This is a genomic window from Streptomyces sp. LX-29 (assembly GCF_029541745.1).
GTDB lineage: Bacteria > Actinomycetota > Actinomycetes > Streptomycetales > Streptomycetaceae > Streptomyces.
Map to the genome: position 1 here is coordinate 3,122,749 of NZ_CP089746.1, position 26,686 is coordinate 3,149,434.

The window sequence follows — 26,686 nt, forward strand, 5'->3', positions numbered from 1 at the left end:
AGGCCGCCTCGCGCGGGCCCGCCCATCCACGGCCGCGCTCCGCGCGGGGACCGGTATCCGCCCGCCCGCTCCGGCCCTCCGCGCGTGGGCGGCCGGTACGGCCATTCCGCGGGATCGCCGCCCGCGCGGAGGGTTTCGCCCGTTCGTGCGAGGGGGCGTTTGCGTTCACGCGTCCGCCGTCCAGGTCGATGCCGGCCCCCGCCTGTGCCCGCCCCCGCAGGTGCCGTCCCCCGTCCGCCACGGTCCTGCCGCTGCCGCCGCCGTCCTGCCGCCGTCCCGTCCGGTACGGGCGGCGGGTCAGCGGGCGGAGCGGCTGCCGGGGGCGGCGTCGGGATCGGTGGCGTCGCCCGTCCGCGGCGGGACGACCGTACGCGGGGGGACCGCCGGGATCGGCGAGGCCGCCGGGCGCGAGGGGTCGGCCGGGAGCGCGGGGTCGGCCACCCCCGCCTGGGCCAGCAGCTCGGCCAGGGCGGCGTTGACGGTGTCCGGGTGCTCCATCAGCACCAGATGGCCGGCGTCCGGCACGATGAGCAACTCCGCGTCGGGGAGCGCCTCCGCGATGGCCTCGCTGTGCTCGGCGGGGGTGATCAGATCCTTGTCCCCGGCCAGGACCAGCACCGGCAGCCCGTGGAAGGCGGCCAGAGCGTCCGTCTCGTCGTGGTCCACGAAGGCCGGGTAGAACTCGGCGACCACGTCGATGGGGGTCGACTCGATGAGCCGCTCCGCGAACCGCGCGACGCCCGGGTCCACGTCCCGGGAGCCGAAGGAGTAGCGCTTCACGAGCCCGGCGAAGAGGTCGGCGGTCGCCCGCCGGCCGCGCTCCACCAGCTCCGCCTGCGCGCCCAGGGCGCGCAGCACCCCGGGCAGGACGCGCCGTACGGCCTTCATCCCGGCCACGGGGAGACCGAAGCTGACCTCGTTGAGCCGCCCGGCGGAGGTGGCTATGAGTGCCGTGCCGACGACCCGGTCCCGGATCAGCTCCGGGTACCGCGCGGCCAACGCCATCACCGTCATGCCGCCCATCGAGTGCCCGACCAGCACCAGCGGCCCCTCGGGCGCGGCGGCGTCGAGCACCGCCTTCAGGTCGCGGCCGAGTTGGTCGATGGTGACCGGGGCCCGCTCGTCGAGCTGCGCGTGGCCCCGCGCGGAGCGGCCGTGGCTGCGCTGGTCCCAGTAGACGGCGCGGACGGCGCCGCGCAGCGCCGCGCGCTGGAAGTGCCAGGAGTCCTGGGCGAGGCAGTAGCCGTGGCTGAAGACCACGGTGACGGGCGGGGCGGCGGCCGGGGCCGTCGAGCGCCGCCCGAAGAGCCGCGCGGCGAGCGTGGCCGGGGCGGGGTCGGGCGACGGGGCCGCGGCCTCCTCGACCTCGTAGTAGAGCTCCGTACCGTCGTCGGCGACCGCGCGGCCCGGGGTGCCGCGCAGGGTGCCGTAGGGGCCCTCGGCGTCCAGGGCGAGCCGCGCCTTGCGACGCACACCACGGCCGACCGTCAGCCGCTCGATGGCGACCCCGGCCGCCGCGCCCGCCGCGACCACGCCGATCGCGGCGCCGGCCACCCCGGCCCCGCGGCGCCAGCCGCCGGCCCCCGTCTCGCCCATGCCCGATTCCCCGTCAGTCCGCGTAGGCGCTGTCAGCGCTGGTTGAGATAGACGCGCGGAACCCGCGCGCCGATCCGGGTGACGATCTCGTACGCGATCGTACCGACGGCCTGCGCCCAGTCCTCGGCGGTCGGCTCGCCCCGGTCGCCGGGCCCGAACAGCACCGCCTCGTCGCCCGCCTCGGCGAGGTCCCCGCCCAGGTCGACGACGAACTGGTCCATGGCCACCCGGCCGGCGACGGTGCGCCACTTGCCGGCGACCAGCACCGGGCCGGTGTTGGAGGCGTGCCGCGGGATGCCGTCCGCGTAGCCGACGGGGACCAGGGCGAGGGTGGTCTCGCCGGGGGTCGTGTAGTGGTGGCCGTAGGAGACACCGTGGCCGCCCGGCACCTGCTTGACCAGGGCCAGCGAGGCGGTGAGCGTCATGACGGGGCGCAGCCCGAAGTCGTCGGGGGTGCCGAGCTCGGGGCTGGGCGAGATGCCGTAGGCGGCGATGCCGGCGCGCACCAGGTCGAAGTGGGTCTCGGGGAGCGTCAGGGCGGCCGCGGAGTTGGCGATGTGCCGCACCTCGGGGGTGAGGCCCTGCTCCTCGGCGTACGCCACGAGCTCGCGGAAGGCCGTCAGCTGGGCCTCGATGGAGGGGTGGCCGGGCTCGTCCGCACAGGCGAAGTGCGACCACAGGCCAGTCACCCGAACGGTGCCTTCCGCCTCGGCCGCGCGGGCGGCGGCGACCAACTCGGGCCAGTCGGCGGGCTGACAGCCGCTGCGGCCCAGACCAGTGTCGGCCTTCAGCTGCACCCGCGCGGTGCGGCCGCAGGCGCGTGCGGCGTCGGTGACCTCGTGCAGCGCCCACATGCCGCTGACCGAGACGTCGATGTCGGCCTCGACCGCCTCCCGCCACGGCCCGCCCGGAGTCCACAGCCAGCACATCAGCCGCCCCCGGTCGCCGGCCGCGCGGAGCGCGAGCGCCTCCTGCGGCGTGGCCGTGCCCAGCCAGCCGGCCCCCGCCTCGCGTGCCGCGCGGGCGCACGGTACGGCGCCGTGGCCGTACGCGTCGGACTTCACCACGACCATCAGCTCGGCCCCGGGCGCACGCTCCCGCAGCACGCGCACATTGGCGCGCACCGCGGCCAGATCGATCACGGCGTGGGCGCGAACGGGCCGCGCGGCGGGGCTGGACGCTGTCACTCCGGATTTCTCAGTCACCCCGCCAGTGTCTCAGGGCCCCCTGAGCGCCCCGCTCCCGGCACCGGGGCGCGACGCGGAGCGTGGAGCGGACCGGGGCCCCGCGAGCGCCCACGGACGGCCTGCGGACGGCCCGGGGACCGGCTCGTGGACGGCCCGCGGGCCCAGCTTGTGGAGGGCCCGTGGACGACCTCGCGAACCGGTGTGTGGGCGGCCCGTGGACCGGAGTGGTGGATGACCCGTAAACCAGCGTGGCGGCGCCCCGTGGCCCCCTCGCGGGCGGGCCCTACCGACCCACCCGCCGGCCCCGCTGGACCAGCCCATGGCCCGAGCAGACGAACGACCCCGTGGACCGGCCTGCGGACCGGCACCCGAGCACCCGAACGATCCGTGGCCGGGCGCCGGACGGGCAGCGGGCCACCGCGGACGGGCGCCGAACGAGCGGCGCACGATACGTCAGCGGGCGGCGGAGGGCGGTGCACGAAACGCAGGCGGGGCGGGCGATGAACGCCCGCGTGGCCGGGCCTCGCACCGCCCGTCGCCACACCGCGCACCGCCCGTCGCCACACCGCGGACCACCCATCGCCACACCGCGCACCCCGTTGCCGCCCCACCCACCGCCCGCGGCCAGCGCCTCGCACCGCCGTCGGGCGACCCCGCGCGGTCGCCCGCGGACGGCCGGGCCACGCACCGCCCGTTGCCGCCCCGCGGACGCCCGCGGCCGGCGCCTCGCACCGCCGTGGGACGGCCCCGCGCGGTCGCCCGTGGACGGCCGGGCCACGCACCGCCCGTCGCCACACCGCGCACCGCCCATCGCCACACCGCGCACCCCGTGGCCGCCCCACCCACCGCCCGCGGCCAGCGCCTCGCACCGCCGTCGGACGGCCGGGCCACGCACCCCCCGTCGCCACACCGCGCACCGTCCGTCGCCACGCCGCGCACCGCCCGCGGCCGGCGCCTCGCACCGCCGTCGGACGGCCCCACGCGGTCGCCCGTGGACGGCCGATTCGCGCACCCGTTCCGTCTCTCGATGCGCCCCGCGCACGGGCGTTGGGGACACTGGGTCCATGAGGACTGGCTACAGCGTGGAGACCGTACGGGCCGCCGAGAAGGCGTTGATGGCGCGGTTGCCGGAGGGGGCGTTGATGCAGCGGGCGGCCGCCGGACTGGCCGCGGCCTGCTCGGACCTGCTGGGGAAGGTGTACGGGGCGCGGGTCGCGCTGCTGGTGGGCAGCGGGGACAACGGCGGGGACGCGCTGTACGCGGGCGCCCGGCTGGCCCGCCGAGGCGCGGGGGTCACCGCCGTACTGCTCGCCCCCGAGCGGGCGCACACGGGCGGGCTGGCGGCGCTGCGGGCCGCCGGGGGCCGCGCGGTGGCGGCGGAGCCGGGCATGGCGGGCACGGCGGCGCTCGCCCGCGCGGACCTCGTCGTGGACGGCGTCACCGGTATCGGGGGCCGGGGCGGGCTCCGCGCGGAGGCCGAGCGGCTGATCGAGGCGGTCCGCGCGCCGGTCGTCGCCGTCGACCTGCCCAGCGGCGTGGACGCCGACACCGGGGAGGTGCACGGCGCGGCCGTGCGCGCCGACGCGACCGTCACCTTCGGCACGTACAAGCCGGGGCTGTTCATCGACCCCGCGCGGGAGCACGCGGGCGCGCTGCGGCTGGTCGACATCGGGCTAGGGCCGTGGCTGCCGCCCGTGCCCGACGTCGAGGCGCTGCAGCACGCGGACGTGGCGGCGCTGCTGCCGCGGCCGGCGGCGGAGAGCGACAAGTACCGGCGCGGGGTGGTGGGCGTGATCGCCGGCTCCGCCCGCTACCCGGGCGCGGCGGTGCTGGCCGTGGCGGGCGCGCTGCGCGGCGGCGCGGGCGCCGTGCGGTATGTGGGTCCGGCCGCCGACGCCGTCATCGCCCGCTTCCCCGAGACGCTGGTGCACGCCGGCCCGCCCGGCAGGGCGGGCCGGGTGCAGGCGTGGGTGGTCGGCCCCGGGCTCGGCGACGGCGCGGAGGGCCGGCAGGCGCTGGACGAGGTCCTCGGCTCCGACGTCCCGGTGCTGGTGGACGCCGACGGGCTGCGGCTGATGCCCCGCGAACCCCGCCGGGAGGCGCCCACCCTGCTCACCCCGCACGCCGGCGAGGCGGCCGCCCTGCTCGGCACGTCCCGCGAGGAGGTCGAGGGCGCGCGGATGGCGTCCGCACGCGCCTTGGCCGAGCGCTACGGCGCCACGGTGCTCCTCAAGGGCTCCACGACCCTCGTGGCGAACGCCACGGGCCCGGTGCGGGCCAACCCCACCGGCAGCCCCTGGCTCGCCACCGCCGGCAGCGGCGACGTGCTCTCCGGGCTGACCGGCTCGCTGCTCGCCGCGGGCCTCTCCCCCCGCGACGCCGCCTCCGCCGGCGCCTACCTCCACGGCCTGGCGGCCCGCCGGGCCACCGGCCCCACCGGCGCCCCCATCACCTCCTACGAGGTCGCCAACGCCCTCCCCGACGCCTGGGCCGACGTCACCGCCTGACCGCCCGCCGCCCGGCCTCGCCTCCGCCCCTGCCTCCGGAGGGACCGGCCTCCGCCTCCGGAGGGACCGCCGAGAGCCGGGCGCCGGCCCCCACCACGCAAACCCGCCGAGGCCGGGACAGACCCGCCGAGGCCGGACCGAGCCGGCGGGACGGTCTGCCGGCGGTGGTCCGTCAGCAAGACCCCGACGGTCCCTCACGCTGGCCGGTCCGGGCTACCCCTCCGCGATGACCACCGCGGAGGCGACCCCCGCGTCATGGCTGAGGGAGATGTGCCAGCCGCGTACGCCCAGCTCCGCCGCCTTGGCGGCGACCGTGCCACGGACCGTCAGGCGTGGCTGGCCGCTGTCCTCGGTGACCACCTCGGCGTCGGTCCAGCGCAGACCGGGCGGCGCGCCGAGCGCCTTGGCCAGGGCCTCCTTGGCGGCGAAGCGGGCGGCGAGCGAGGCGATGCCGCGCCGCTCGCCGCTGGGAAGGTAGAGCTCCTGCTCCACGAAGAGGCGCTCGGCCATGTGCGGCGTGCGTTCCATGGCGTCCGCGAACCGGCTGATCTCGGCGACGTCGATCCCCACCCCGATGATCACGCGCTCACCTCGACGCCGGCCGGACGCGGGCCGTCCTCGACGAACCGGCTCATTCCACGGTCACCGACTTCGCCAGGTTCCGCGGCTGGTCCACCTCGTTGCCCCGCGCGGTCGCCAGTTCGCAGGCGAAGACCTGGAGCGGGACGGTGGCGACGAGCGGCTGGAGCAGGGTCGGGGTGGGCGGGATCTCGATGAGGTGGTCGGCGTACGGGGCCACCGCGGTGTCGCCCCGCTCGGCGATGACGATGGTGCGGGCGCCGCGGGCCCGGATCTCCTGGATGTTCGAGACGATCTTGTCGTGCAGCACCGAGCGACCGCGCGGGGACGGCACCACGACCACCACCGGCAGATCGTCCTCGATCAGCGCGATCGGCCCGTGCTTGAGCTCGCCGGCCGCGAAGCCCTCGGCGTGCATGTACGCCAGCTCCTTGAGCTTGAGCGCGCCCTCCAGGGCCACCGGGTAGCCCACATGGCGGCCCAGGAACAGCACGGTGTTCTTGTTCGCGAGGGTGCGGGCCAGCTCCCGTACCGGCTCCATGGTCTCCAGCACCTGCTCCACCTGGGTGCCGATGGCGGACAGCTCCCGGATCACCGAGTGGATCTCGTCGCCCCACTTGGTGCCGCGCACCTGCCCCAGGTACAGCGCCACCAGGTAGCAGGCGACCAGCTGGGTCAGAAACGCCTTGGTGGAGGCGACGGCGACCTCCGGACCGGCGTGCGTGTAGAGCACCGCGTCCGACTCGCGCGGGATCGTGGAGCCGTTGGTGTTGCAGATCGCGAGCACCTTCGCACCCTGCTCGCGCGCGTGCCGCAGCGCCATCAGGGTGTCCATGGTCTCGCCGGACTGGGAGATCGCGATGACCAGGGTGCGCGGGTCCAGGATCGGGTCCCGGTAGCGGAACTCCGAGGCCAGCTCGGTCTCGCAGGGGATGCGGGTCCAGTGCTCGATCGCGTACTTGGCGATCATCCCGGCGTGGAAGGCGGTCCCGCAGGCCACGATCACGACCTTGTCGATCTCGCGCAGCACCGAGGCGGGGATGCGCACCTCGTCCAGCGACAGCACCCCGCTGGCGTCGATCCGACCCAGCAGCGTGTCGGCGACCGCCTTGGGCTGCTCGGCGATCTCCTTGAGCATGAAGTAGTCGTAGCCGCCCTTCTCGGCGGCCGAGGCGTCCCAGTCGACGTGGTACGTCCGCACGTCGGCCGGCGCGCCGTCGAAGTCGGTGACGCTCACCCCGTCCCGGCGCAGCTCCACCACCTGGTCCTGGCCCAGCTCGATGGCCTCGCGGGTGTGCGCGATGAAGGCGGCCACGTCGGAGGCGAGGAACGCCTCGTCCTCGCCGACGCCCACCACCAGCGGCGAGTTGCGGCGCGCGCCGACGACCACGTCGGGCGCGTCCGCGTGCACCGCGACGAGGGTGAAGGCGCCCTCCAGCAGACGGCACACCTGCCGCATCGCCTCGGCCAGGTCGCCGCAGGAGGAGAAGGACTCGGCCAGCAGATGGGCCACGACCTCGGTGTCGGTCTCCGAGGCCAGTTCGTGGCCACGGTCGGTCAGCTCGGCGCGCAGCGTGGCGAAGTTCTCGATGATGCCGTTGTGGACGACCGCGACCCGGCCCGAGTTGTCCAGGTGGGGATGGGCGTTGGCGTCCGTCGGCCCGCCGTGGGTGGCCCAGCGGGTGTGCCCGATGCCGGTGCTGCCGGTGGGCAGCGGACGGTCCGCCAGTTCCTTGTCCAGGTTGGCGAGCTTGCCCGCCTTCTTGGCGGCGGCCAGCCCGCCGTCGGCGAGCACGGCGACCCCGGCCGAGTCATAGCCGCGGTACTCGAGCCGCTTGAGGCCGGCGAGGACGACGTCGAGGGCGGACTGCCCTCCCACATAACCAACGATTCCGCACATGGACGCAGCGTACGACCCGTGTGCCGCGGGCGTACCACCGCCGCTGTGCCATCCGTGGGGCGCACCGGGCGGGTGTGACGCACGAGCGGGTCGCGCCGGGGGCGCTCCGCGGGGCGCACGAGGTGCATAATGCGCCGGAGCGGCCGGGGGCCGCAGCCGACCGACGTTTCTGGGGGGATCCGTGCGCCGCTCCACCGTCAGCCGCTCCACCGTCAGCCACTCCGCCGTCGCCCGCGCCGCCGTCGCCGCCGACGCCCGCGCCGCCACCGGCCGCTCGGCCACGGGCCGCGCCGCCACCGTCCGCTCCGCTGTCCGTCGCTCCGCCGTCAGCCGCTCCGCCCGCACCGCCACCACCGGCGTCCTGCTCGTCACCGCCCTGCTGGCCTCCGCCACCGCCTGCGGCTCCTCGGACCCGGACGACTCCAAGGGCGGCAAGGGCAAGTCCGCCGGGGACGACGGCTGGCTGGAGGTGCCGAAGACGCCGGTGAGCAGGGCCGTGGAGAAGATCGGGAAGACCAGCGCCCGGATCGAGGAGAAGGTCGAGCTCACCGACCGGGGCAAGACCTACCCGATCACCATCACCGGCTCGTTCGACCTGGGCGGGGACAAGGGCCGGCTGTCGGTCGACTTCCCCAGCGGCGAGATCAAGCACATGGAGGAGGTCTTCGACGGCGACCGGGTCTACCTGACCCCCATCGGCAACGTGAAGAAGGGCCGCTGGGGCCAGGTCGACCGGCGGAAGGCCGAGGCGCACCACCTGCTGCGCGCCCCGGTCAACGACCCGGAACACCTGCTGCTCCAGATCTCCACCATGCGAGGGGCGAAGAAGCGCGGCACGGAGACCGTCGACGGCCGCCCCGCCACCCACTACTCGGGCACGCTCGACCGCGACACCCTCTCGCTGCGGCTGGCGGAGCGCGTCCGCACCGACATGGACGCCCTCATCGCCAAGCTGGGCGAGCTGCCGGTGACCGCGGACGCCTGGGTGGACGGCGAGGGCCGGCTGGTGCGGGCCCGGATCAGCTGCGACATGGGCGGAAACGCCGTGAAGATCACCATGAACCTGTCCGATTTCGGGCGGAAGGTCACCGCTCCGGTGCCACCCGCCGGCTCCGTGCAGAAGATCGACGTCGCCGCCGGAATCCTCCCCGGCTGATCGCGGAAGCTGTCCCTCCGGCCGCCGAGATCGCCTTCCCTTGACAAAACCCCAGGTCACCGGGCGTGACCGACCCCACGCTCACCGCACGGCCGGACAGCCCCGACAATGAACCTGTGATCACGTCTCCAGCGCGCCCCCCGCATCAGCGGCGCACCGAGTCGAGTCCCTACGTGGACCTGTCGCGCGCCGAATGGAGCGCCCTGCGCGAGAAGACCCCGCTGCCGCTGAGCGCCGAGGAGGTCGAGCGGCTGCGCGGACTCGGCGACGTCATAGACCTCGACGAGGTGCGGGACGTCTATCTGCCGCTGTCTCGGCTGCTGAACCTCTACGTGGCCGCGACCGGCAGTCTGCGCGGCGCCCTGAACACCTTCCTCGGCGACACCAAGAACGGCTTCGGCGCCCAGCCCGGCACCCCCTTCGTCATCGGGGTGGCGGGCAGCGTCGCGGTCGGCAAGTCGACCACCGCCCGCCTCCTCCAGGCGCTGCTGGCCCGCTGGCCCGAGCACCCGCGCGTGGAGCTGGTCACCACCGACGGCTTCCTCTACCCCAACGCCGAGCTGCACCGGCGCGGGCTGATGTCCCGCAAGGGCTTCCCCGAGTCCTACGACCGCCGGGCCCTGACCCGCTTCGTCGCGGACGTGAAGGCGGGCAAGGAGGAGGTCTCGGCCCCGGTCTACTCCCACCTGATCTACGACATCGTGCCCGGCGAGCGGCTGACCGTGCACCGCCCCGACATCCTCATCGTCGAGGGCCTCAACGTGCTCCAGCCGGCGCTCCCGGGGCAGGACGGCCGCACCCGCGTCGGCCTCGCCGACTTCTTCGACTTCAGCGTGTACGTCGACGCCCGCAGCGAGGACATCGAGCGCTGGTACCTCGGCCGCTTCCGCAAGCTGCGCGAGACCGCGTTCCAGAACCCCTTCTCGTACTTCCGCCGGTACACCCAGGTCTCGGAGGAGGAGGCGCTGGACTACGCCCGGATGATCTGGCGCACCGTCAACCGTCCCAACCTGGAGCAGAACGTGGCCCCCACCCGCGGCCGGGCCACCCTGGTGCTGCGCAAGGGCGCGGACCACAAGGTGCAGCGACTGAGCCTGCGCAAGCTCTGACCCGCCACGACGCGGCTAGTCTGCCCTCATGCTGCACCTGAGAATGATCACTCCGGCCGACCGCACCGAGGACGTCATACGGATCGTGGAGCGGACGGTCGGGGCGACCCATCTCGCCGTGCTCACCGATGCCGCGCGCAACCCTCGGGGCGACATCGTGCTCTGCGACGTGGCCCGCGAGGCGGCGGACGGGCTGCTGGCGCGGCTGCGCGAGGCGGGCATCGACAGGACCGGCTCGATCTCCGTGGAGACCATCGACCTGTCGCTGTCCAAGCGCGCCGAGAAGGCCGAGGAGGAGGCGCCCGGCGAGGGCGCCGACGCCGTGCTGTGGGAGCACCTGGCGGAGTCGACGCACGAGGAGTCCACGCTCAGCGTCACCTATGTGGCCTTCCTCGCCGTCGCCACCATGCTGGCGGCCTGCGGGGTGATGCTGGACAACGCGATCCTGATCGTGGGCGCGATGGCGGTCGGGCCGGAGTTCGGCCCGCTGGCGGGCATCTCCACCGCGCTGGTGCAGCGCGCCCCGACCCTGGTGTGGCGGTCGCTCAACGCGCTGCTGGTCGGCTTCGCCGCGGCGATGCTGCTCACCGCCGGGTTCGGCTCTCTGATGGACGTCTTCGGGCTCTTCGAACGCTCGATGGTCGAGGCGGCCCGCCCCAACACCGCCTTCATCTGGCAGCCGGACTGGATGTCCTTCGTGGTCGCCTTCCTCGCCGGCATCGCCGGAACGCTCTCGCTGACCTCGGCGAAGTCCGGGGCGCTGATCGGCGTGGCGATCTCGGTCACCACCGTGCCGGCGGCCGCCAACGCCGCGGTCGCCCTCAGCTACGGCGACTACGGCCAGACCTGGGGCTCGGCGGGCCAGCTGCTGGCCAACCTGGGTGGCATCGTCCTGGCCGGCACGCTCACGCTGCTCGTCCAGAAGCTGTTCTGGGCGCGCCACCACCAGCGGGTGAAGGTGTACTGACGGCCGCCGGCGCGCGAAAGGCCGGCGCCCCGTCCCGGGTGGGCCGGGACGGGCCCCCGAACAGGCCGGGCGTCCTCGGGGTCGGACCCCGAGGACGCCCTCGCCGTTCTCGCCGGGCTCTAGCCCAGCGCGGACTTCACCGCGTCCGCGAGCCGCCCGGCGACCGAGCGGGCCTGCTCGATGTCGGCGGCCTCGACCATGACCCGCACCAGCGGCTCGGTGCCGGAGGGGCGCAGCAGCACCCGGCCGGTGGTGCCCAGCTCGCGCTCCGCCTCCGCGACCGCGGTGGAGACCTCGGCGCTGGAGCCGACCCGCGACTTGTCCACGTCCCGGACGTTGATCAGCACCTGCGGCAGCCGCTCCATGACGCTCGCCAGGTCGGCGAGGGTGCGCCCGGTGGCGGCGACGCGGGCGGCCAGCATCAGACCGGTGAGGGTGCCGTCGCCGGTGGTGGCGTGGTCCAGCACGATGACGTGGCCGGACTGCTCGCCGCCGAGGGCGTAGCCGTGCTCCTTCATCTCCTCCAGGACGTAGCGGTCGCCGACCGCGGTCTGGACCAGCTGGACGCCCTCGCGCTCCATGGCCAGCTTGAAGCCGAGGTTGGACATGACGGTGCCGACGACGGTGTCCTTGCGCAGGCCGCCCGCCTCGCGCAGGGCGAGCGCCAGCACGGCGAGGATCTGGTCGCCGTCGACCTCCTGACCGGCCGCGTCCACGGCCAGGCAGCGGTCCGCGTCACCGTCGTGCGCGACGCCCAGGTCGGCGCCGTGCTCGACCACGGCGGCCTTGAGCCGGTCCAGGTGGGTGGAGCCGTAACCGTCGTTGATGTTGAGCCCGTCCGGGTCGGTGCCGATGGTGATCACCTCGGCGCCGGCGCGGGCGAAGGCCTCCGGGGAGACCCGGGCGGCGGCGCCGTGCGCGCCGTCGATGACGACCTTGACGCCGTCCAGGCGGTTCGGGAGCACACCGATGAGGTGGGCGACGTAGTTGTCGAAGCCCTCGTCGTAGGTGCGCACCCGACCGACGCCGGCACCGGTCGGGCGGTCCCACGGCTCACCGGAGGCGTGCGCGCGGTAGGTCTCCTCGATGCGGTCCTCCAGCTCGTCGGCGAGCTTGTGGCCGCCACGGGCGAAGAACTTGACACCGTTGTCCGGCATCGGGTTGTGGCTGGCGCTGAGCATCACGCCCAGATCGGCGCCGAGCGCGCCGGTCAGGTACGCCACCGCCGGGGTCGGCAGCACGCCGACCCGGAGCACGTCGACGCCCGCGCTGGCGAGCCCCGCCACCACGGCGGCCTCCAGGAACTCCCCGGACGCGCGCGGATCACGGCCGACCACCGCCACCGGCCGATGGCCCTCGAACGTGCCCGCTTCGGCCAGCACATGCGCCGCCGCGACCGACAGGCCGAGCGCCAGCTCCGCCGTCAGGTCCGCGTTGGCGACGCCGCGCACACCGTCCGTACCGAAGAGTCGTCCCACTGGTGTCCTCCGAATTGCCCGGGGCGCGGCTCCGTCGCCCCCTGGAAGAGAAAGGTGTCCTGGAAAAAGCTGTCCAGTTTGAAGAAAAGGTAGAGAGCCGGAGTCCAGACGCCGACGTCAGGGTGTACGTCCGACCCCGGGCTCCGATAGCCGAACGCCCCGGCAGCACGGATAGTGCCGCCGGGGCGTCGGCGTGGCGCGTGGAGCGCGCGGCGATACAGCCGGGGCGCGATTAGCGCTTGCTGTACTGCGGCGCCTTGCGGGCCTTCTTCAGACCGGCCTTCTTACGCTCGGTGGCGCGGTCGTCACGGGTCAGGAAGCCGGCCTTCTTCAGCGGGCCGCGGTTGTTGTCCACGTCCGCCTCGTTCAGCGCACGGGCGACACCCAGGCGCAGGGCACCGGCCTGACCGGAGACGCCGCCACCCGAGATGCGGGCGATGACGTCGTAGCGGTCGTCCAGCTCCAGAACCTTGAACGGCTCGTTGACTTCCTGCTGGTGCACCTTGTTGGGGAAGTAGTCCTCAAGGGTGCGACCGTTGATCTTCCACTGGCCGCTGCCCGGCACGATGCGGACGCGGGCCACGGCGTTCTTGCGGCGGCCGGTGCCGGCGGCCGGCTGCGGGTCGCCGAAGCGAGACGCGAGCGACTCGCTGGTGTACTCGGTCTCCTCGGACTCGAAGGTCGCGGTGCCCTCGAAGACCTCGGTCTCCTCGATCGGCGTCTCGGCGGTGGTCTCAGCCACGATTCTCCTCAGATTCTTTTCGTCTTAGGGGGTGGCCGGAACTACTGCGCGACCTGGGTGATCTCGAACGGGGTCGGCTGCTGAGCGCCGTGCGGGTGCTGGTCGCCCGCGTAGACCTTCAGCTTCGAGAGCATCTGACGGCCCAGGGTGTTCTTCGGGAGCATGCCCTTGACGGCCTTCTCGACCGCCTTCTCCGGGTTCTTGGCGAGCAGCTCGTCGTAGCGGACAGAACGCAGACCGCCCGGGAAACCGGAGTGGCGGTAGGCGAGCTTCTGGGTCCGCTTGTTGCCGGACAGGTGCACCTTGTCGGCGTTGATGATGATGACGAAGTCACCAGTGTCAACGTGAGGCGCGTACACCGGCTTGTGCTTGCCCCGCAGGAGGGAAGCGGCCGTGGAGGCCAGACGGCCCAGGACAACGTCCTGCGCGTCAATGACGTGCCACTGGCGCTGAACGTCGCCGGGCTTGGGGCTGTACGTACGCACGGTCGTAGCCTTCGCTTCTTCAGTGAGATGGGTACTGACAAGGCCACCCAGACGATCACGACAGCCCTGGCAACACATCGGTGACGCAAACCGTGTGCTTGCCGCTGGTCATCGGCCCGGTGGACCGGCGTAACGGCCTCTCACGTGAGAACGAGCAAGCCAATACGCATAACGAACCAGCAGAATACCGGGCCGCCGGGGACGGGTCAAAACGGCTGCCGCCGCCGCGGCCGACTGAGGGCCCTTCCCACCGTACCGAGCCCGCCGGCGCCCCGCGCCCCCGGCCCGCGCCCCGGACGGCCTCGCACCGGGGAAAGCCGGTGGTCACGACCGGTGCGACACCGATCACCCGACGCCACGTTCACCGGACGCCACCGCCCGGGCCCCAGGGGGCCTGCCGGGGTCAGCGGGCCCGTGCCACCCGGCCCTCGTCCCACACCGGCTCCGGCACCTCCCGCACCCGCCCGTCCGCGCCGAAGACGAGACAGCGGTCGAAGGAGCGGGCGAACCAGCGGTCGTGGGTGACGGCGAGCACCGTGCCCTCGTAGCGCTCCAGCCCCTCCTGGAGGGCCTCGGCGCTCTCCAGGTCGAGGTTGTCGGTCGGCTCGTCGAGCAGCAGCGCGGTGGTGCCGGCCAGCTCCAGCAGCAGGATCTGGAAGCGGGCCTGCTGCCCGCCGGAGAGCTTCTCGAAGGGCTGGTCGCCCTGGCGCTCCAGCTCGTACCGGCGCAGCGCGCTCATCGCGGCGCCCCGGTCCTTGGCGTGCTCGGTCCACAGGATGTCCACCAGGGTGCGGCCGAGCAGCTCCGGGTGGGCGTGGGTCTGCGCGAAGTGACCGGGCACCACGCGGGCGCCGAGCTTCCACTCCCCGGTGTGGGCGACGTCCTCTCCGGCCAGCAACCGGAGGAAGTGGGACTTGCCGGAGCCGTTGCTGCCCAGGACCGCGACCCGCTCCCCGTAGAAGACCTCCAGGTCGAAGGGGCGCATCAGCCCGGTCAGCTCCAGGCCCCGGCAGGTGACCGCCCGCACGCCGGTGCGCCCGCCGCGCAGCCGCATCCGGATGTCCTGCTCCCGCGGCGGCTCCTGCGGCGGCCCGGCCTCCTCGAACTTCCGCAGCCGGGTCTGGGCGGCCTGGTAGCGGGAGGCCATGCCGTCGTTGTAGGCGGCCTTCTGCTTCAGGGTGAACACCAGCTTCTTCAGCCGCGCGTGCTCCTCGTCCCAGCGGCGCCGCAGCTCCTCGAAGCGGGCGAAGCGCTCCTTGCGGGCCTGGTGGTAGGTGGCGAAGCCGCCGCCGTGCACCCAGACGTCGCTGCCGGCCGGGCTCGGCTCCACGCTGATGATCTTCTCGGCGGAGCGGGCGAGCAGCTCGCGGTCGTGCGAGACGAAGAGCACGGTCTTGCGGGTCTCCCGGAGCCGCTCCTCCAGCCACCGCTTGCCGGGGACGTCGAGATAGTTGTCCGGCTCGTCCAGCAGCAGCACCTGGTCGGTGCCGCGCAGCAGCGACTCCAGGACCAGCCGCTTCTGCTCGCCCCCGGAGAGCGTGCGCACCTGCCGCCACTGGGCCCGCTCGTACGGGACGCCGAGCGCGGCCATGGTGCACATGTCCCAGGTCGTCTCGGCCTCGTACCCCCGGACCTCGGCCCAGTCGGCGAGCGCCTGCGCGTACTGGAGCTGGGCGGCCTCGTCGTCGACCGTCATGATCGCGTGCTCGGCGCGGTCGACGGCGGCCGCGGCGGCCCGGATCCGCGGCTGGGCCACGGAGACGAGCAGGTCGCGCACGGTCCGCTCGTCCCGTACGGACCCCACGAACTGCGGCATCACCCCGAGCCCGCCGCTGACCGTGACCGAGCCGCCGTGCGGCTGGAGCTCCCCCGCGATGAGCCGCAACAGGGTGGTCTTGCCGGCGCCGTTCGCCCCGACGAGCGCCACCGCCGCGCCCTCGCCCACCCGGAACGACACGTCGCCGAGCAGCACCCGGCCGTCCGGAAGGTAGTACTCCAGGTGTCCCGCCTCCACATGCCCCATAGAACGGGATTGTGATGGTGCGCCGTAGTCCCCACCAACAGGTTTTAAGATGCGCGCCATGAGCTTTGGGCATGGGGGGCCGTACGGGCCTGGAGGTTCTCAGCCGCATTCGCAACCGCCGGGGATGCCGCCGTCACCGGGCGCACCGGCACCGGGGACGCCGTCGTCGGGGTCACCGTCATCGGGGACACCGTCGGGGACACCCGACTGGGCCGCTCTCGCGGACGACACCGAGCGCCGCGGCCGGCGCAGGCGCTGGCTGACGGTCGGCGGGGGCGTGCTGGCGGCGGGCGCGGTGGCGGCGATCGTCGCCACCGCGATCGTGGCCAGCGGCGACGACAAGGACACGACCGGCTCGTCGGCGGGCCCGACCGCACCCGCCAAGGAGCTCCCCGCCGAATCCCCCACCCCCGAGCCGACCTTCTCCAACGTCGCCCCGCCGGCCCCGCTGGAGCCGCTCGACATCATCTCCGACAAGAAGCTCGACAAGGCGCCGCTCCGCGCGGCGTCCCTGTTCCCCGAGAAGAAGGCCGCGTCCAACGGCCGCGCCTACATCAGGGGCGCCACGGCCGCCACGACGAACTGCGCCTCGGCCGCCCGCGGCGGCCTGGGCCCCGCCCTGACGAACAACGGCTGCCGCCACCTTCTCCGCGCCACCTACGAGAAGGACGGCGTGGCGGTGACGGTCGGCATCGCCGTCTTCGACACCCCGGCCGCCGCCGAGAAGGCCAAGTCCCAGGCGACCCCGGGCGTGATCTCCCTCCCCGGCGAGGGAGTCCCCGACTTCTGCCGCGGCCCGGCCTGCCGCTCCAGCGCCAACGCCATCGGCCGCTACGCCTACTTCACCACCACGGGCTACACCAACGGCAAGGCCGTCACCACCAAGGACACAGCCCCCCTGGAGGCGGGCCGCGACCTGTCCGACTACGCCTTCCGCCGCATCCTGGCCCGAGGAGAGAGCCAGGCCCGAGCGGCGGCTTCGGCGGGGGCGTAGGGGGCGGACGCGGGGCCAGGCCTATGGAAGAGTCTCCCAGCGCTGATCCGTGGTTGTTGCCGTCGCTACTGCCGTCAGGAGACGCGGCCAGCGGCGCGAAGGCCTGCTACTGCCATGCGCCGGCTTCCGCGCGGAGGGTGGCACGGGTGGTGCGGTGGTAGAAGTCGTGGCCGGTCTGGGCGCAGTGTTCGGCGATCCAGCGTGTCAGTTCATCCTCGGTGTGCACTTCGCCGGAGGTGGCGCCGCAGTCATGGTCTTCGCCGGTGACGCAGACGGCCTCGAAGGTGGGCAGGGTCATGGGGTCCACGACGGCGGTTACGTGGTACTCGCGAAAGCGGTAGCGCCTCCGGGACGGCGCACTGGTGCTGGTGACGTCAGGCATGCTCGGCCGCCTCTTCCTGTGGGTCCGGGATGCGCTGTCCGCGCGACTCAGCCACCTGGAGGGCGTCAGTGAGGGCCTCGGCCAGCCGGGAGGCCAGCCAGCGGTACTCGGTGGCCGACAGTGCTCGTGCGCCGGGGGCCAGGACTTCGCGGGCGCGTTCCAGGAGTTCCTCGCCCATGCCGAGTTGGACGGCTTCGATGCTGTCGGCGAGCGTGGACAGGTAGCCCCTGCCGTCGGTGCTCAGGTAGCAGGGGCGCCCGTCCGGCGTGGTCCACGGCAGTAAGCGGGGGCCGGCCAAGCCCATCGCCGCGTCGTACAGTTCGCGGCGTCGCATGCTGTCCGCGTCGCTCCTGGGCTTGGTCACCGTGCACCCCCGGCTGGGTCGCTGACAGGACACGGTGACCGTAGCCGTCTGGGTGTTCGTCACTCCACGTGAGGAACACGGCAGTTCCCGACGCTTGGCCTGCGAACTACCACGCTGCGTGGCGGCTATCCGACGACGTCGAGGAAGGCGGCCATGTCCCGCATCTCGGACGTCAGGGTGCGCTTGCGCATGCTCAAGATCTCCTGCATGGTCTCGGCAGCCGAGTTCTGGTGCCTGAGCCATTCAGGGGCGGCTGCTCGGACGCGGGTCAGTTCGTCCATCGCCGCTGACAGGTCCCCGGTGCGGGTGTGTGCCCGCGCGACGTCGAGAGTGAAGCGGTTCCCGTCGTTCGTACTGGGCCTGCCCAGGCGCTTCCACGCCCTGGGCGACAGAGCCTCTTCTTCGTCTACCTTGCGTAGTACTGCGCGGGCGTCCCCGATGACCATGGAGTCTTCGAGTGCCTTCATGGCTGCGGTGACTGGTCCGAAGACGGACCAGTGCTGGGAGATGTTGCAATGCGCGGTGCCGACGGCGGTTGCCGCCACCCGCGCCGCCTTGCGGTACTCCTTGGCTTCGTCAGGGCGGTTGTTCCGGGCAGCTGCGGCTGCGGCCTCCATCGCCAGACCGCCCCACACCGCGTAGTGGTCCGGCTCGGCCCCAGTGATCGCCGGCTCGATCGCGTCCATGCTCTCGGCAGCGATCCGTTCCGCCTCGTCCAGCCGGCCCTGACGCAGCAGCAGAAAGCACATGCCGCCGACGCCCGAGCCTGCCGCGAGCATGCCCCCGCCTTGCTTGGCATCCGCGATGGCACCGCTCAGGGCCACATACGCGATGTCGTACTGCCTCACCTGCGTGAGATAGGTGCCAGCCGCACGCAGCGCCTCGGCCCGGGCAAGCAGGGCTTGTCGGTGCTCGTCTCCGCTGCCGTAGTAGGCCACGGCCAGGGAGGCATCGCGCAGCAGGCCCGGAAGCTGGGCGGCAACGCTCTTGTAGCTGTCGGAGAAGTACAGCTCCCGCACGTCTCGTACCGCTCGACTGAAGGAACGTAGGTTCGGTTCATCGCCTGCGACTTCGGCGTCCTGGTCCGCGAGCCCGACGGCTGGGGTGAGCACGGCGCGAAGCTGGATCAGATTGCGCCGGTTCGGCTCCTCGCTCCGCCCTATGGGCTCCGGGGCATCTGACGCCACCAGCGTTGCCGTGGTCACGTCCAGTGCACGGGCGAGGGTGTGCAGCGTCTCCATGCGGACTGTTCCGCCCTGCTCCACCTTGCGCACCGTGCCCGGTGACACGCCTGCGGCGTGGGCCAGTTCCTCCTGGCTCAGCCCGGCCCGACGCCGGTACTTGCGGACGTTGTCGGCCAGCTCCGTAGTCATCCGCTCACCACCTCCAGCGCCACGGTACGCCGGACGGGCGCATCAATCGGTGGCTATCCGGCAGGTACCCGCCAGGGAGCGATCGCATCCGGTTCCACGACCTCCGCCATTCGACCGCCATCCTCCTCCTGGAACAAGACGTTCGACCTTGTCGCGGTCAAGGAGCTGTTGGGCCACCCCCATATCAGCGTCACCGCCACCGTGTGCATCCACGTCCGGCTCCACCTCCCGCGTCAAGCCATCAACGCCCTGGGCGACGCTCTCGGCCCGAACGGCAACAGGCCCGAGGACCCGCCCGTCGCGGCGACCGTCCGCTGACGTTGCCGTCACCGTTGCCATCAAACGCCTCTGGGGCCCACCGCAAGCGGTGGGCCCCAGAGGCGTTTGGCCCAGAATGAAAGCCGCAGACTTTGCGAATCCAAGCAACCCATGCGGCGAATCGCGGACCCGTCAAGAGTTGCCCCGCGCCTTAATCCATGCGCGCTCAAATTCTTCTGAGTCGACCAGCTCAGCGCCGAATTCTTACTGACTGGAAATTCCTCGAGTGACCGAACTGGAATCTCCGAGAGTCCAACGTTCGCAGTTTCGTGACTTTCATCGGCCACTCGGACCAGGCCATCCCGATAGAGCTACATCTTCCGGGTCTCGCAGCCTTCGCCGCCAAGCTCACTGAGATGCAGCACGGGATCATCGGCCAAGTCGCGTTCCCACGTGAACTTGAAGCACCTCACCCATAACCCCTCCCGGAGCTTAGCTAAGTGCCGACTCGATCCAAAACATCCAAGTCACCCTCGAAGGAGACCACCACAATCCACGCCCGATCCTCTGCGAGGAAGTAGTGATGCTCCGGCACCTCAAGAAGTGCAGCCGTAACCGAAGCAGCCTCACCCTCAGTAAAACGCACACCGTAGGGCGAAAGCCCGTCTCCCACATGCTCGACTGCAGAGCCTGGCCTGATTCGTGCACAGATTTCTCTGGATGCACTCACTGCGAGCAGCTGCTCATCATCGATTCTCCAATGCTTATGCATCCCACTCGCGCGACGCCAATCGATCTTCCCTCCCGCGAAAGGGAAATGGAGCTCCAGCCAATCGAATACATCTGACGCGCTTGTTTTGCCCAGGCCAGCTAGAGGCGGCACGGAAAATACCTCCTCTTCCCAGTAATCACCAGACAAACCATTCCTCCATCAACCGCATCCGTGCAGACCCTGAAGCTTCGTCACGGTCGCCTCGGTGGCATTGAACTGGAAGTGCGGACCCTTCTCCTTGCCTGCCCACACATTGATGTGAGCCCCACTTCGATCGTCGAATTCGATCCGGAATCCCGCCTTTCCGTTAGCCGTCTGCATGCCGACGGGCTTACCTCTGATCGTCCCGAACTTGCCCAGCGTCACCTTTTCAGCTTTGAATCCGCGAGAAATCAGCCAATCCAGAGCCTGATTCCGCGCCTGATTGAAGTCATCGGTGACAGGCTCGCCGCCATCATTGTGCACCAGTACTGGCGTAGCCCCAGCCAACACATAGTACGTGTGAAGGTCATCGACGGTCAGATTGTGCGTACGCTGCCGCTTCTCGAAGTGGCGCGCCCCCTTGACGCTGACGGTATCGCCCTCAGAGGTCCGCAGCGTCATGCCCGGCTCGAGGTCGCCGGCGTCCACCCACTCACCCGCGGACGGGCTCCAGAAGGGGTGGTGGTCGGTGGCGATGATGGAGGCTTCACCGGATTCGGTGGCGATCGTGAGATCCGTGAAGTCTTTGTCGTCTTCGGTGACGATGGTCGCCACGACTTCGCGAGTTGTGGTCTCGCCGGTTTCCGGATCGGTGGCGGTGACCTTGTCGCCTACCTCGACATCCTCGATGTTCTTACGGGTGCCGCCAGCGAGAAGGACATCGGCACCGGGTAGGAAGCTGTCGCACGAACCTCTCTTCTTGCTCCGGCCGGTGGCCGCGTCGGCTGCGGCGCCGATGCCACGGGCCGCGAGTCTCGCCTTGTTGAGCCCGACCATGTCGACGCCGGCCTGAGCACAAGCGTCTCCGCTGCGGGTGCTGTAACAGTCGGCGATGCTCATGAGCGGTATGGCCGCCTTGAACGTAGCCTTGGCGACGGCCATCCACGCGGGGTCGTCCTTGTAGGCGTTTTCCCGGGTCCGCTCCTCGGCCAGCGCGTCGACATCGGCTCCGTAGCCCAGCGACATTTTGCCGCCTCTAAGGCCACTCCGATATTCCATCCTGGCGAGTTCCCCGGCATCGGGGGCGAGCTTCTTCGCCTTTCCCTGAACACTCGCCGAGATACTCCGCTGACTGAGCCATATGGACGTCTGCGGATGGTACGCGACATAGCGCACCACCTTCGAAGCCGCGCGAGTCGCCCTCTCGAAGCCAGCCTTGGCCCGATCGAATATGCCGCCTAGACCGCCACCGAAAAGCAATCCAGTCGGATCCGAGAAAGTGAGCGGATTGTTGTTGCTGTAGGCATAACCGTTGACCTGCTGCGGATCGGCGACATCCAGAACCGGATCGACGGAGATGAATCGACCGATCCCGGGGTCGTACTCACGGGCTCCGAGATGGGTCAGACCGGTGGTGGTGTCGATGGTCCCCCCGACGAATCCCTTCATGCCGGGCCAGGTCTTCGGTTGATCTCCCCGCGTCGCGCCGAACGGCGCGGTTCGTCGCTGGGACAGCTCGAACGACGGACCGTCGACGGCGAGCTGGGCGGTGCCGTGGTGGTCAGCGAGGGTGAGCGAGACCTTGTCGTCGTCGCCGCGCACGGCCTGGTTGCCGCCGCCGAGATCGGCGTAGCGCGTTGCCTTCGGCTTGGTGGCGCCCTTGGCGAGAGTGAGCTCGGTGTGGCCGAGGTAGAGAGTGGTCTCGGTGGGGGTCCGGCCGATGAGGCGGGTGCCGTCCGCGTCGTAGAGGTAGGACGTCGTCGTGGTGGTGCCGCCCGCCTTCTTGGTCACCTTCGCCAGGTGGCCCTCCACGTCCCAGGAGAGGTCTTCCTGATCGCCACCCATCGTCCGGGTCTTCGTGTTGCCGACCTCGTCGTAGGTGTACCTGTCCAGGGCGTCACCAGCAGGTCCCCGCGTCGTCACCGAGCTCAGAGCGTGCGGCTTCGGCTTACCCGCTGGCGGGTAGTCGTACGTCCGCACCGTGTTCTTGGCGGTGTCGCCCGAAGGGTCGTGGTGCGTTTCGGTGCGGCGGTTGCCGACCTTGTCGTAGGTGTACGAGAGCCAGTACGGGGCGGGGCCGCCGATCCCGTCGGCGGGAGGTGCGCTGGAGCAGGTCTTCGTCGGCTGGGTCCAGGCTTCCGTGAGACGCCGCAGATAGTCGTAGGCGAAACACTGGGTGTCGGTGCCTGAGCGGGAGGTGTCGGAGACCGAAGTGACGTTGCCGATCTGGTCGTAGCCGTAGGTGGCGAACTGGTCGACGCCCGGAACGTCCTGGCGGTCCACACGACTCGTCGACAGCCGCTGAGTGCCCCACTCGTAGGTGTTGGTCACCCAGGTCTTCCTGCCGCCCATGCTGGTGCCGCCGAGTTCGTACTGCAGCGGCTTGCCGGTCAGGCTGTAGGCGGTGGTGGCCGTCATCCCGTCACCGTCGGTGACCTTGATGGGGCGCTGGGTCCTGTCCTCGTACTCGTAGCCGAGGCCGCCACCGGCCAGGGAGCCCGCCGCGGAGTACTCGGTGCCCCGCACCAGTCCGTTGGCGTAGTAGTCGCTTCCGGCCTTGTACGTACCCGCCAGCGCGCCTTCCTTCTCGGGGATGACGATCGCCGTCTTCGTGGGACGGTACAGCCGGTCGTACTCCGTGATCTGGCTGCTGTACGCGGCTCCGTCCACATAGCGGATGGCCTCCGTCAGTTGCCCCTTCGCCCCGTTGACGGTGTCGTAGACCCACTTCGCGCGCGGCTTGCCGCTCGGCTCCCCGTCACGCGCTTCCGTGCGTCGACCCAGGTCGTCGTAGACGTAGGCGACAGAGGAGTCGCGCGCGTCGGAGGTGAGGGTCAGCTCTCCCCGGTCGTTGTACGTGCTGCTCGTCGTGCCCCTGTCCGGGTCGCGCTGTTCGATCTGACGACCCAGCTGGTCGTAGGAGAACGCCCAGAAGTTGCCATCCGGGTCGGTGACCTTCTCCAACTGGCCGGCGGCCGTGTAGTCGTAGGAGGTCTTGTCGTAGGCCGATCCGATGTCGTCGCCGTGGTACTGCCGGAGCTCCGTGGTGCGACCGCGTCCGTCGGTGAGGGTGGTGGTGACCGTACCGCCCCTCGGCGGGATGACCGTGGTCCGGTCACCGCCGTACACCGTGCGGGTCACCGCCAGGACCTGACCCCCGTCGCCGTTTCCGGAGATCTGCTTGGCTTCCGTCTCACGTCCGAGGCCGTCGTAGGTGTGGCGGCTCTGGGTCTCGACACTGAGCGCGTCCTCCGGCTTGAAGAGGAGCTCACCGGGGGTTCCCGCGGTGTAGTACGCGGCGAACCTCCGGGAGGTCAGACCGCGCTCGTCATAGAAGGTGTCGGTCAGAATCCGGCCGCCGCCGGGGCCGGGCGTCTGCGTCTGGCGCTGGCGCAGCAATCCGTCGTAGAGGGTGTAGGAGGCGACCTGTCCACTACCCCCGGTGTCCAGGGTCAGTGTGCGGACCGCGACCGGCTGCCCTTCCTTGACGGTGTAGCCGAACTCGTAGCTCGGAAGCTGGGTGGACCGCCGGTCGGCGAGCCAGACCTTGGTGGACCTGCCCAGTGCGTCGTAGGCGAACTCGGTCCGCTTGCCGTTGGTATCCACCTCCGCGGTCGGCATCCCGCGCAGTGTCTCCAGTTCCGTGGTGGTCGTCTGCTCGGTGGACTTGTCACCCCTCTTGGCCGGCGGTGTGGTCACCGTGCTCCTGGTCGGGAAGCCGGTCGCGGGGGTGTAGACGGTCGTGGTCGTACGGCTGTCGTTCCGGGCGGTACGGGACGGGGCGCCATCGCCCGCCACCGTGACGGTGGTGGTCAGGTCCGTAGCGGTCAGTTGGCGGCCGTAGGAGTCGTAGGTGGTGCCGGACTCCAGATACGTGGCCTTCGTCCCGTCGTGCTCCTTGAGCGTCGCCGTCGCGGTGACGTCACCCTTCGTCGGCGCGTCCCCGTAGCCGCCGCCGTCATAGGCGGTTCTGACGTCGGAGATGACCTCGTTCTTGCGGGCGGGATCCAGCTCGCACCTGACCGCGACGGTCTCCACCTGGGACACCAGCGTCAGGAGGTTGGCGCCCGCGTTGTCCGCGTACGTCGTGCGGGTGCACCGGTCGTCCTTGGCGGTGGAGTCGTCGCCGAGATCGTCGACCCGGGTGACCCGTCCCGCCACCGTGTCATGGCTCGTGGCCGTGCTGTTGGTGCGCCATTTGTCCCCGGCACCGTCGTCCAGTGACGTGAACGTCCTGGTGTGGGATGCACCGGTCAGGTTCGCGGTGAGAGTGCCCCAGGACCGCTCCCGTTTGGCGGTCTCGTGGTGCCACGGGCGGCTGACCTCCTTGGCCAGCGCCTTTCCACCCGGCGCCGAGTAGCTCACGGTCTTGTAGGCGAAGCCTGCCGTCGACTCGTGATCGGTGATCGGTGCGCCCTCGCCCTCGCCGAGCGAGACCTGCACCTCCTTGGTGCCGTCCTCCTTCGACGTCCCCTTCCGGTCGCCGTGCATACCGCGCAGGAAGTAGGTGTCCTCCTGCGACTTCATCGCGTTGGTGCCCTGACCGCCGGTCTGGACCCGTACATGGCCGTAGCCGCGCCACTGCGACCAGGTCTTGTGCTTCTCCTTGGTCAGCCCCTCGTCGTCGTCGAAGTGCCAGGCCGCTCCACCGAGGTACGAGTAGCGGGTCACCTGGTCGGGCGAACCGCCCGTCCGATCGGTGGTCGTGACCGAGTCGACGACGTACTTGTTGAACCACTGACGGGTCGGGTCGTCCGACGCGTCCCCGCCGATGTACTGCGGGAAACACCGGGTGGTGTTCGACTGCGGGGTGGGCAGGTCGTCCCTGGAGCAGGCCGCTCCCGAGTAGGCGACGTCGATCTGGCCGCCGGCCTCATCGGCGACCGTTGCGACGCGTGCCTTGACGAATGGCGCCATGCCGTCGCCGGTCTTGTCGAGCCGGTTGGTCAACGAGGTGTAGGCGAAGGTGGTCGGCGGGAGCGTGATGGGCGCGGTGCCGGTGTGCCCGGTGTGCTGGATCGAATCGAGCAGCAGCTGGTAGTCGACGTCGGCCATGCCCCAGCGATGGCCCAGCTTCCAGGAGTCGACCTTGGCGTAGGCGCCGTCCTTGAGGACCTGGGTGGTGACCTCGGTCAGCCGCTTCCGGGTCCAGAACGTCGGCGACAAACGTCCCCGGTCGCACTTTGTCCCGGCCTTGCAGTTCAGGTCCCACGGTGTGTCGTACCAGTACTGAGCCTTGCCGTCGATGGTGTCCGCGGCGCAGGTCACGCCTGACTGCGGCAGGCATCGTTCCGCGTTGGTGAAGGTGACCTTCGCCAACGGCTTGTTCGCGTACAGGTCGGTGTACTGCAGCCCGTACTCGATCCGGTCGAGGTGCCCGCCGCGCGTGTAGGGGGTGTCGTCCTCGCTTTTGAGGTTGCGACCGTAGGAGTTGGCCTCCTTGTCGTAGTAGTACGCCATGGCGTTGCCATGGGTGTCCACGACGTAGTCGAGGTTCCAGCGCCATGCCTGTTGGCACCAGGAGCCGCTGAAGCTCCCCGCATTGCAGGGCTCCCCGGAGTCGTCGCCGTACACCGGCACGGTCCAGACCGAGTCCGTCGCCGGTTTGCCCGCGGTCCAGCCGTTCAGCTTGTGGTAGCCGAAGTAGTACTTGGTGCCGTCGGGATCGGTCACCCGCCAGTACTCGTTGTCATTGTCGCCGTTACCGCGAGCGCTGCCGGAGAGGCGCTTGACCTTGGTGCCGTCGTCCTGCTTCAGCTTCCACTCGTCCTTGCCCGCCGGTACGAGCTCGCCGCTCTTGCCGTTGAAGGACATGTAGGCGTTCTCATAGCCCCAGCACAGGTCCCCGGGCTTGGTACCGTCGCCGTTCTTCACCCCGTCATCGGCACAGGGCTTGTAGCGGCGCTCGATGAAGCCCTGACCCAGGTCGAATCCGTCGCCGACCCACGAGGCCTGGTTGTTGGTCCCACCTGTGCGGCCGTCGATCGAGCCGGACGAGTACGACAGCCCGACCTTCGGTATCAGGCTGCCCGGTACCGCCGGCGCCGGCATCTCGTACGACCAGCCGAAGTCGCCCGTGTTGAGGTCCGTCTCCCACGCGGCCGCGGGGGAGAGTGAGGTGGCCTTGTAGTCGCCCTTCTCACTCTGCTCACCTGCTGCCGCCGCCAGGACCGTGACCCGGCTGGTATGCAGCGGGACGGCGGCGGCGGTCAGTGTCCGCTTCTCCTGGTCGTTGACGGTCGGCACCGGCTTCCCGTTACGGCACTCCGCCTTGTCAGGTGTGGTCAACGCGCACGAGGGCAGCTCCATGAGTCGCAGCCGGGACGCGTAGCCGCCACCGAACGCCTCCTCGAAGGCGGAGTAGTCGACGCTCACCGCGGTCCGGTCGCCAGCCGCCGGACGCTCCTTGTCCTGAGCCTGGGGAGTGAGAGTGAACAGCAGACCGTCTACACCGGCTCGTGCCGTGTCCTTGCGGTCGAGCATGCGTACTTTGACACGCTGGGACGCGCTGGTGGCTCCGGAGGCACTTCCCGCGGTGCCCCTCTTGGTCCCATGGGCCGGGGCCAGAGAAATCGGCAGACCCGCTGCCCCGTTCGGCTTGTCCGCCCCCTTCGTCGAGCCCTTCGCCGACACCTGGACGGTGGCTGAGCCGGCCTTCGTCCAGTCGGCCCTC

General features: G+C 71.1%; 19 protein-coding genes. 6 read left to right on the top strand and 13 right to left on the bottom strand.

The genetic code is table 11. From position 1 onward, the window contains the following. Positions 1-297 precede the first annotated feature (297 nt). Positions 298-1,596, bottom strand: a complete 1,299-nt coding sequence (locus tag LRS74_RS13305; RefSeq protein WP_277741217.1) for an alpha/beta hydrolase — start codon at positions 1,594-1,596, stop codon at positions 298-300. A gap of 32 nt (positions 1,597-1,628) precedes the next feature. Beyond that, entirely contained in the window at positions 1,629-2,801 is a 1,173-nt protein-coding gene (gene alr, locus LRS74_RS13310; protein ID WP_277741218.1) for an alanine racemase, read from the bottom strand. 1,046 nt (positions 2,802-3,847) lie between these two features. Here alr and LRS74_RS13315 point away from each other — a divergent pair. Continuing rightward, positions 3,848-5,290 (top strand): NAD(P)H-hydrate dehydratase, encoded by a 1,443-nt coding sequence (locus LRS74_RS13315; protein ID WP_277741219.1) that lies wholly within the window; start codon positions 3,848-3,850, stop codon positions 5,288-5,290. A gap of 213 nt (positions 5,291-5,503) precedes the next feature. On the opposite strand, the gene LRS74_RS13320 is transcribed toward LRS74_RS13315, so the two are convergent. Together LRS74_RS13320 and glmS are read right to left on the bottom strand one after the other, a co-directional pair. Then, positions 5,504-5,872 (bottom strand): holo-ACP synthase, encoded by a 369-nt coding sequence (locus tag LRS74_RS13320; protein WP_144380986.1) that lies wholly within the window; start codon positions 5,870-5,872, stop codon positions 5,504-5,506. 49 nt (positions 5,873-5,921) lie between these two features. After that, complete coding sequence (gene glmS, locus LRS74_RS13325) at positions 5,922-7,769, bottom strand: glutamine--fructose-6-phosphate transaminase (isomerizing) (RefSeq protein ID WP_277741220.1); 1,848 nt, start codon at positions 7,767-7,769, stop codon at positions 5,922-5,924. Positions 7,770-7,950: 181 nt separating this feature from the next. Between glmS and LRS74_RS13330 the strand changes: the two genes are divergently transcribed. The 3 genes from LRS74_RS13330 to LRS74_RS13340 all read left to right on the top strand — a co-directional run bounded on the left by LRS74_RS13330 (position 7,951) and on the right by LRS74_RS13340 (position 11,001). Continuing rightward, positions 7,951-8,925 carry an LppX_LprAFG lipoprotein gene (locus LRS74_RS13330; RefSeq protein WP_277741221.1) on the top strand — a complete coding sequence of 325 codons (975 nt, stop codon included), beginning with the start codon at positions 7,951-7,953 and terminating at the stop codon, positions 8,923-8,925. 116 nt (positions 8,926-9,041) lie between these two features. After that, positions 9,042-10,034: a type I pantothenate kinase gene (coaA, locus tag LRS74_RS13335; RefSeq protein ID WP_277741222.1), complete on the top strand. Its 993-nt coding sequence runs from the start codon at positions 9,042-9,044 to the stop codon at positions 10,032-10,034. Between the two features lie 28 nt (positions 10,035-10,062). After that, positions 10,063-11,001: a DUF389 domain-containing protein gene (locus LRS74_RS13340; protein WP_277741223.1), complete on the top strand. Its 939-nt coding sequence runs from the start codon at positions 10,063-10,065 to the stop codon at positions 10,999-11,001. 119 nt (positions 11,002-11,120) lie between these two features. Here LRS74_RS13340 and glmM read toward each other — a convergent pair whose 3' ends face one another. From glmM to LRS74_RS13360, 4 genes are all read right to left on the bottom strand, one after another. Further along, the gene (gene glmM / locus LRS74_RS13345; protein WP_277741224.1) at positions 11,121-12,479 is read right to left on the bottom strand and encodes a phosphoglucosamine mutase; all 1,359 of its coding nucleotides are present in this window, start codon (positions 12,477-12,479) and stop codon (positions 11,121-11,123) included. 232 nt (positions 12,480-12,711) lie between these two features. Beyond that, positions 12,712-13,221, bottom strand: coding sequence for a 30S ribosomal protein S9 (gene rpsI / locus LRS74_RS13350; protein ID WP_277741225.1), 510 nt, complete (start codon positions 13,219-13,221; stop codon positions 12,712-12,714). 41 nt (positions 13,222-13,262) lie between these two features. Next, positions 13,263-13,706: a 50S ribosomal protein L13 gene (gene rplM, locus LRS74_RS13355; protein WP_144380975.1), complete on the bottom strand. Its 444-nt coding sequence runs from the start codon at positions 13,704-13,706 to the stop codon at positions 13,263-13,265. Positions 13,707-14,109: 403 nt separating this feature from the next. Continuing rightward, positions 14,110-15,729, bottom strand: coding sequence for an ATP-binding cassette domain-containing protein (locus LRS74_RS13360; protein ID WP_277741226.1), 1,620 nt, complete (start codon positions 15,727-15,729; stop codon positions 14,110-14,112). A gap of 277 nt (positions 15,730-16,006) precedes the next feature. Between LRS74_RS13360 and LRS74_RS13365 the strand changes: the two genes are divergently transcribed. Further along, complete coding sequence (locus LRS74_RS13365) at positions 16,007-16,723, top strand: hypothetical protein (RefSeq protein ID WP_347178130.1); 717 nt, start codon at positions 16,007-16,009, stop codon at positions 16,721-16,723. A gap of 106 nt (positions 16,724-16,829) precedes the next feature. On the opposite strand, the gene LRS74_RS13370 is transcribed toward LRS74_RS13365, so the two are convergent. The 3 genes from LRS74_RS13370 to LRS74_RS13380 all read right to left on the bottom strand — a co-directional run bounded on the left by LRS74_RS13370 (position 16,830) and on the right by LRS74_RS13380 (position 18,842). Further along, a complete protein-coding gene (locus LRS74_RS13370; protein WP_277741228.1) occupies positions 16,830-17,105 on the bottom strand; it encodes a hypothetical protein in 276 nt (91 codons plus the stop codon). Further along, positions 17,098-17,439 carry a hypothetical protein gene (locus LRS74_RS13375; protein ID WP_277744739.1) on the bottom strand — a complete coding sequence of 114 codons (342 nt, stop codon included), beginning with the start codon at positions 17,437-17,439 and terminating at the stop codon, positions 17,098-17,100. Before LRS74_RS13375 ends, LRS74_RS13370 begins: the two co-directional genes overlap by 8 nt. A gap of 155 nt (positions 17,440-17,594) precedes the next feature. Next, entirely contained in the window at positions 17,595-18,842 is a 1,248-nt protein-coding gene (locus LRS74_RS13380) for a helix-turn-helix transcriptional regulator (protein WP_277741229.1), read from the bottom strand. Positions 18,843-19,010: 168 nt separating this feature from the next. On the opposite strand from LRS74_RS13380, the gene LRS74_RS13385 reads away from it, so the two are divergent. Then, positions 19,011-19,160: an integrase gene (locus tag LRS74_RS13385; protein ID WP_277741230.1), complete on the top strand. Its 150-nt coding sequence runs from the start codon at positions 19,011-19,013 to the stop codon at positions 19,158-19,160. Between the two features lie 436 nt (positions 19,161-19,596). Here LRS74_RS13385 and LRS74_RS13390 read toward each other — a convergent pair whose 3' ends face one another. Together LRS74_RS13390 and LRS74_RS13395 are read right to left on the bottom strand one after the other, a co-directional pair. After that, positions 19,597-20,019, bottom strand: coding sequence for a hypothetical protein (locus LRS74_RS13390; RefSeq protein ID WP_277741231.1), 423 nt, complete (start codon positions 20,017-20,019; stop codon positions 19,597-19,599). 12 nt (positions 20,020-20,031) lie between these two features. Next, a complete protein-coding gene (locus LRS74_RS13395) occupies positions 20,032-26,496 on the bottom strand; it encodes a polymorphic toxin-type HINT domain-containing protein (RefSeq protein ID WP_277741232.1) in 6,465 nt (2,154 codons plus the stop codon). Positions 26,497-26,686 lie beyond the last annotated feature (190 nt).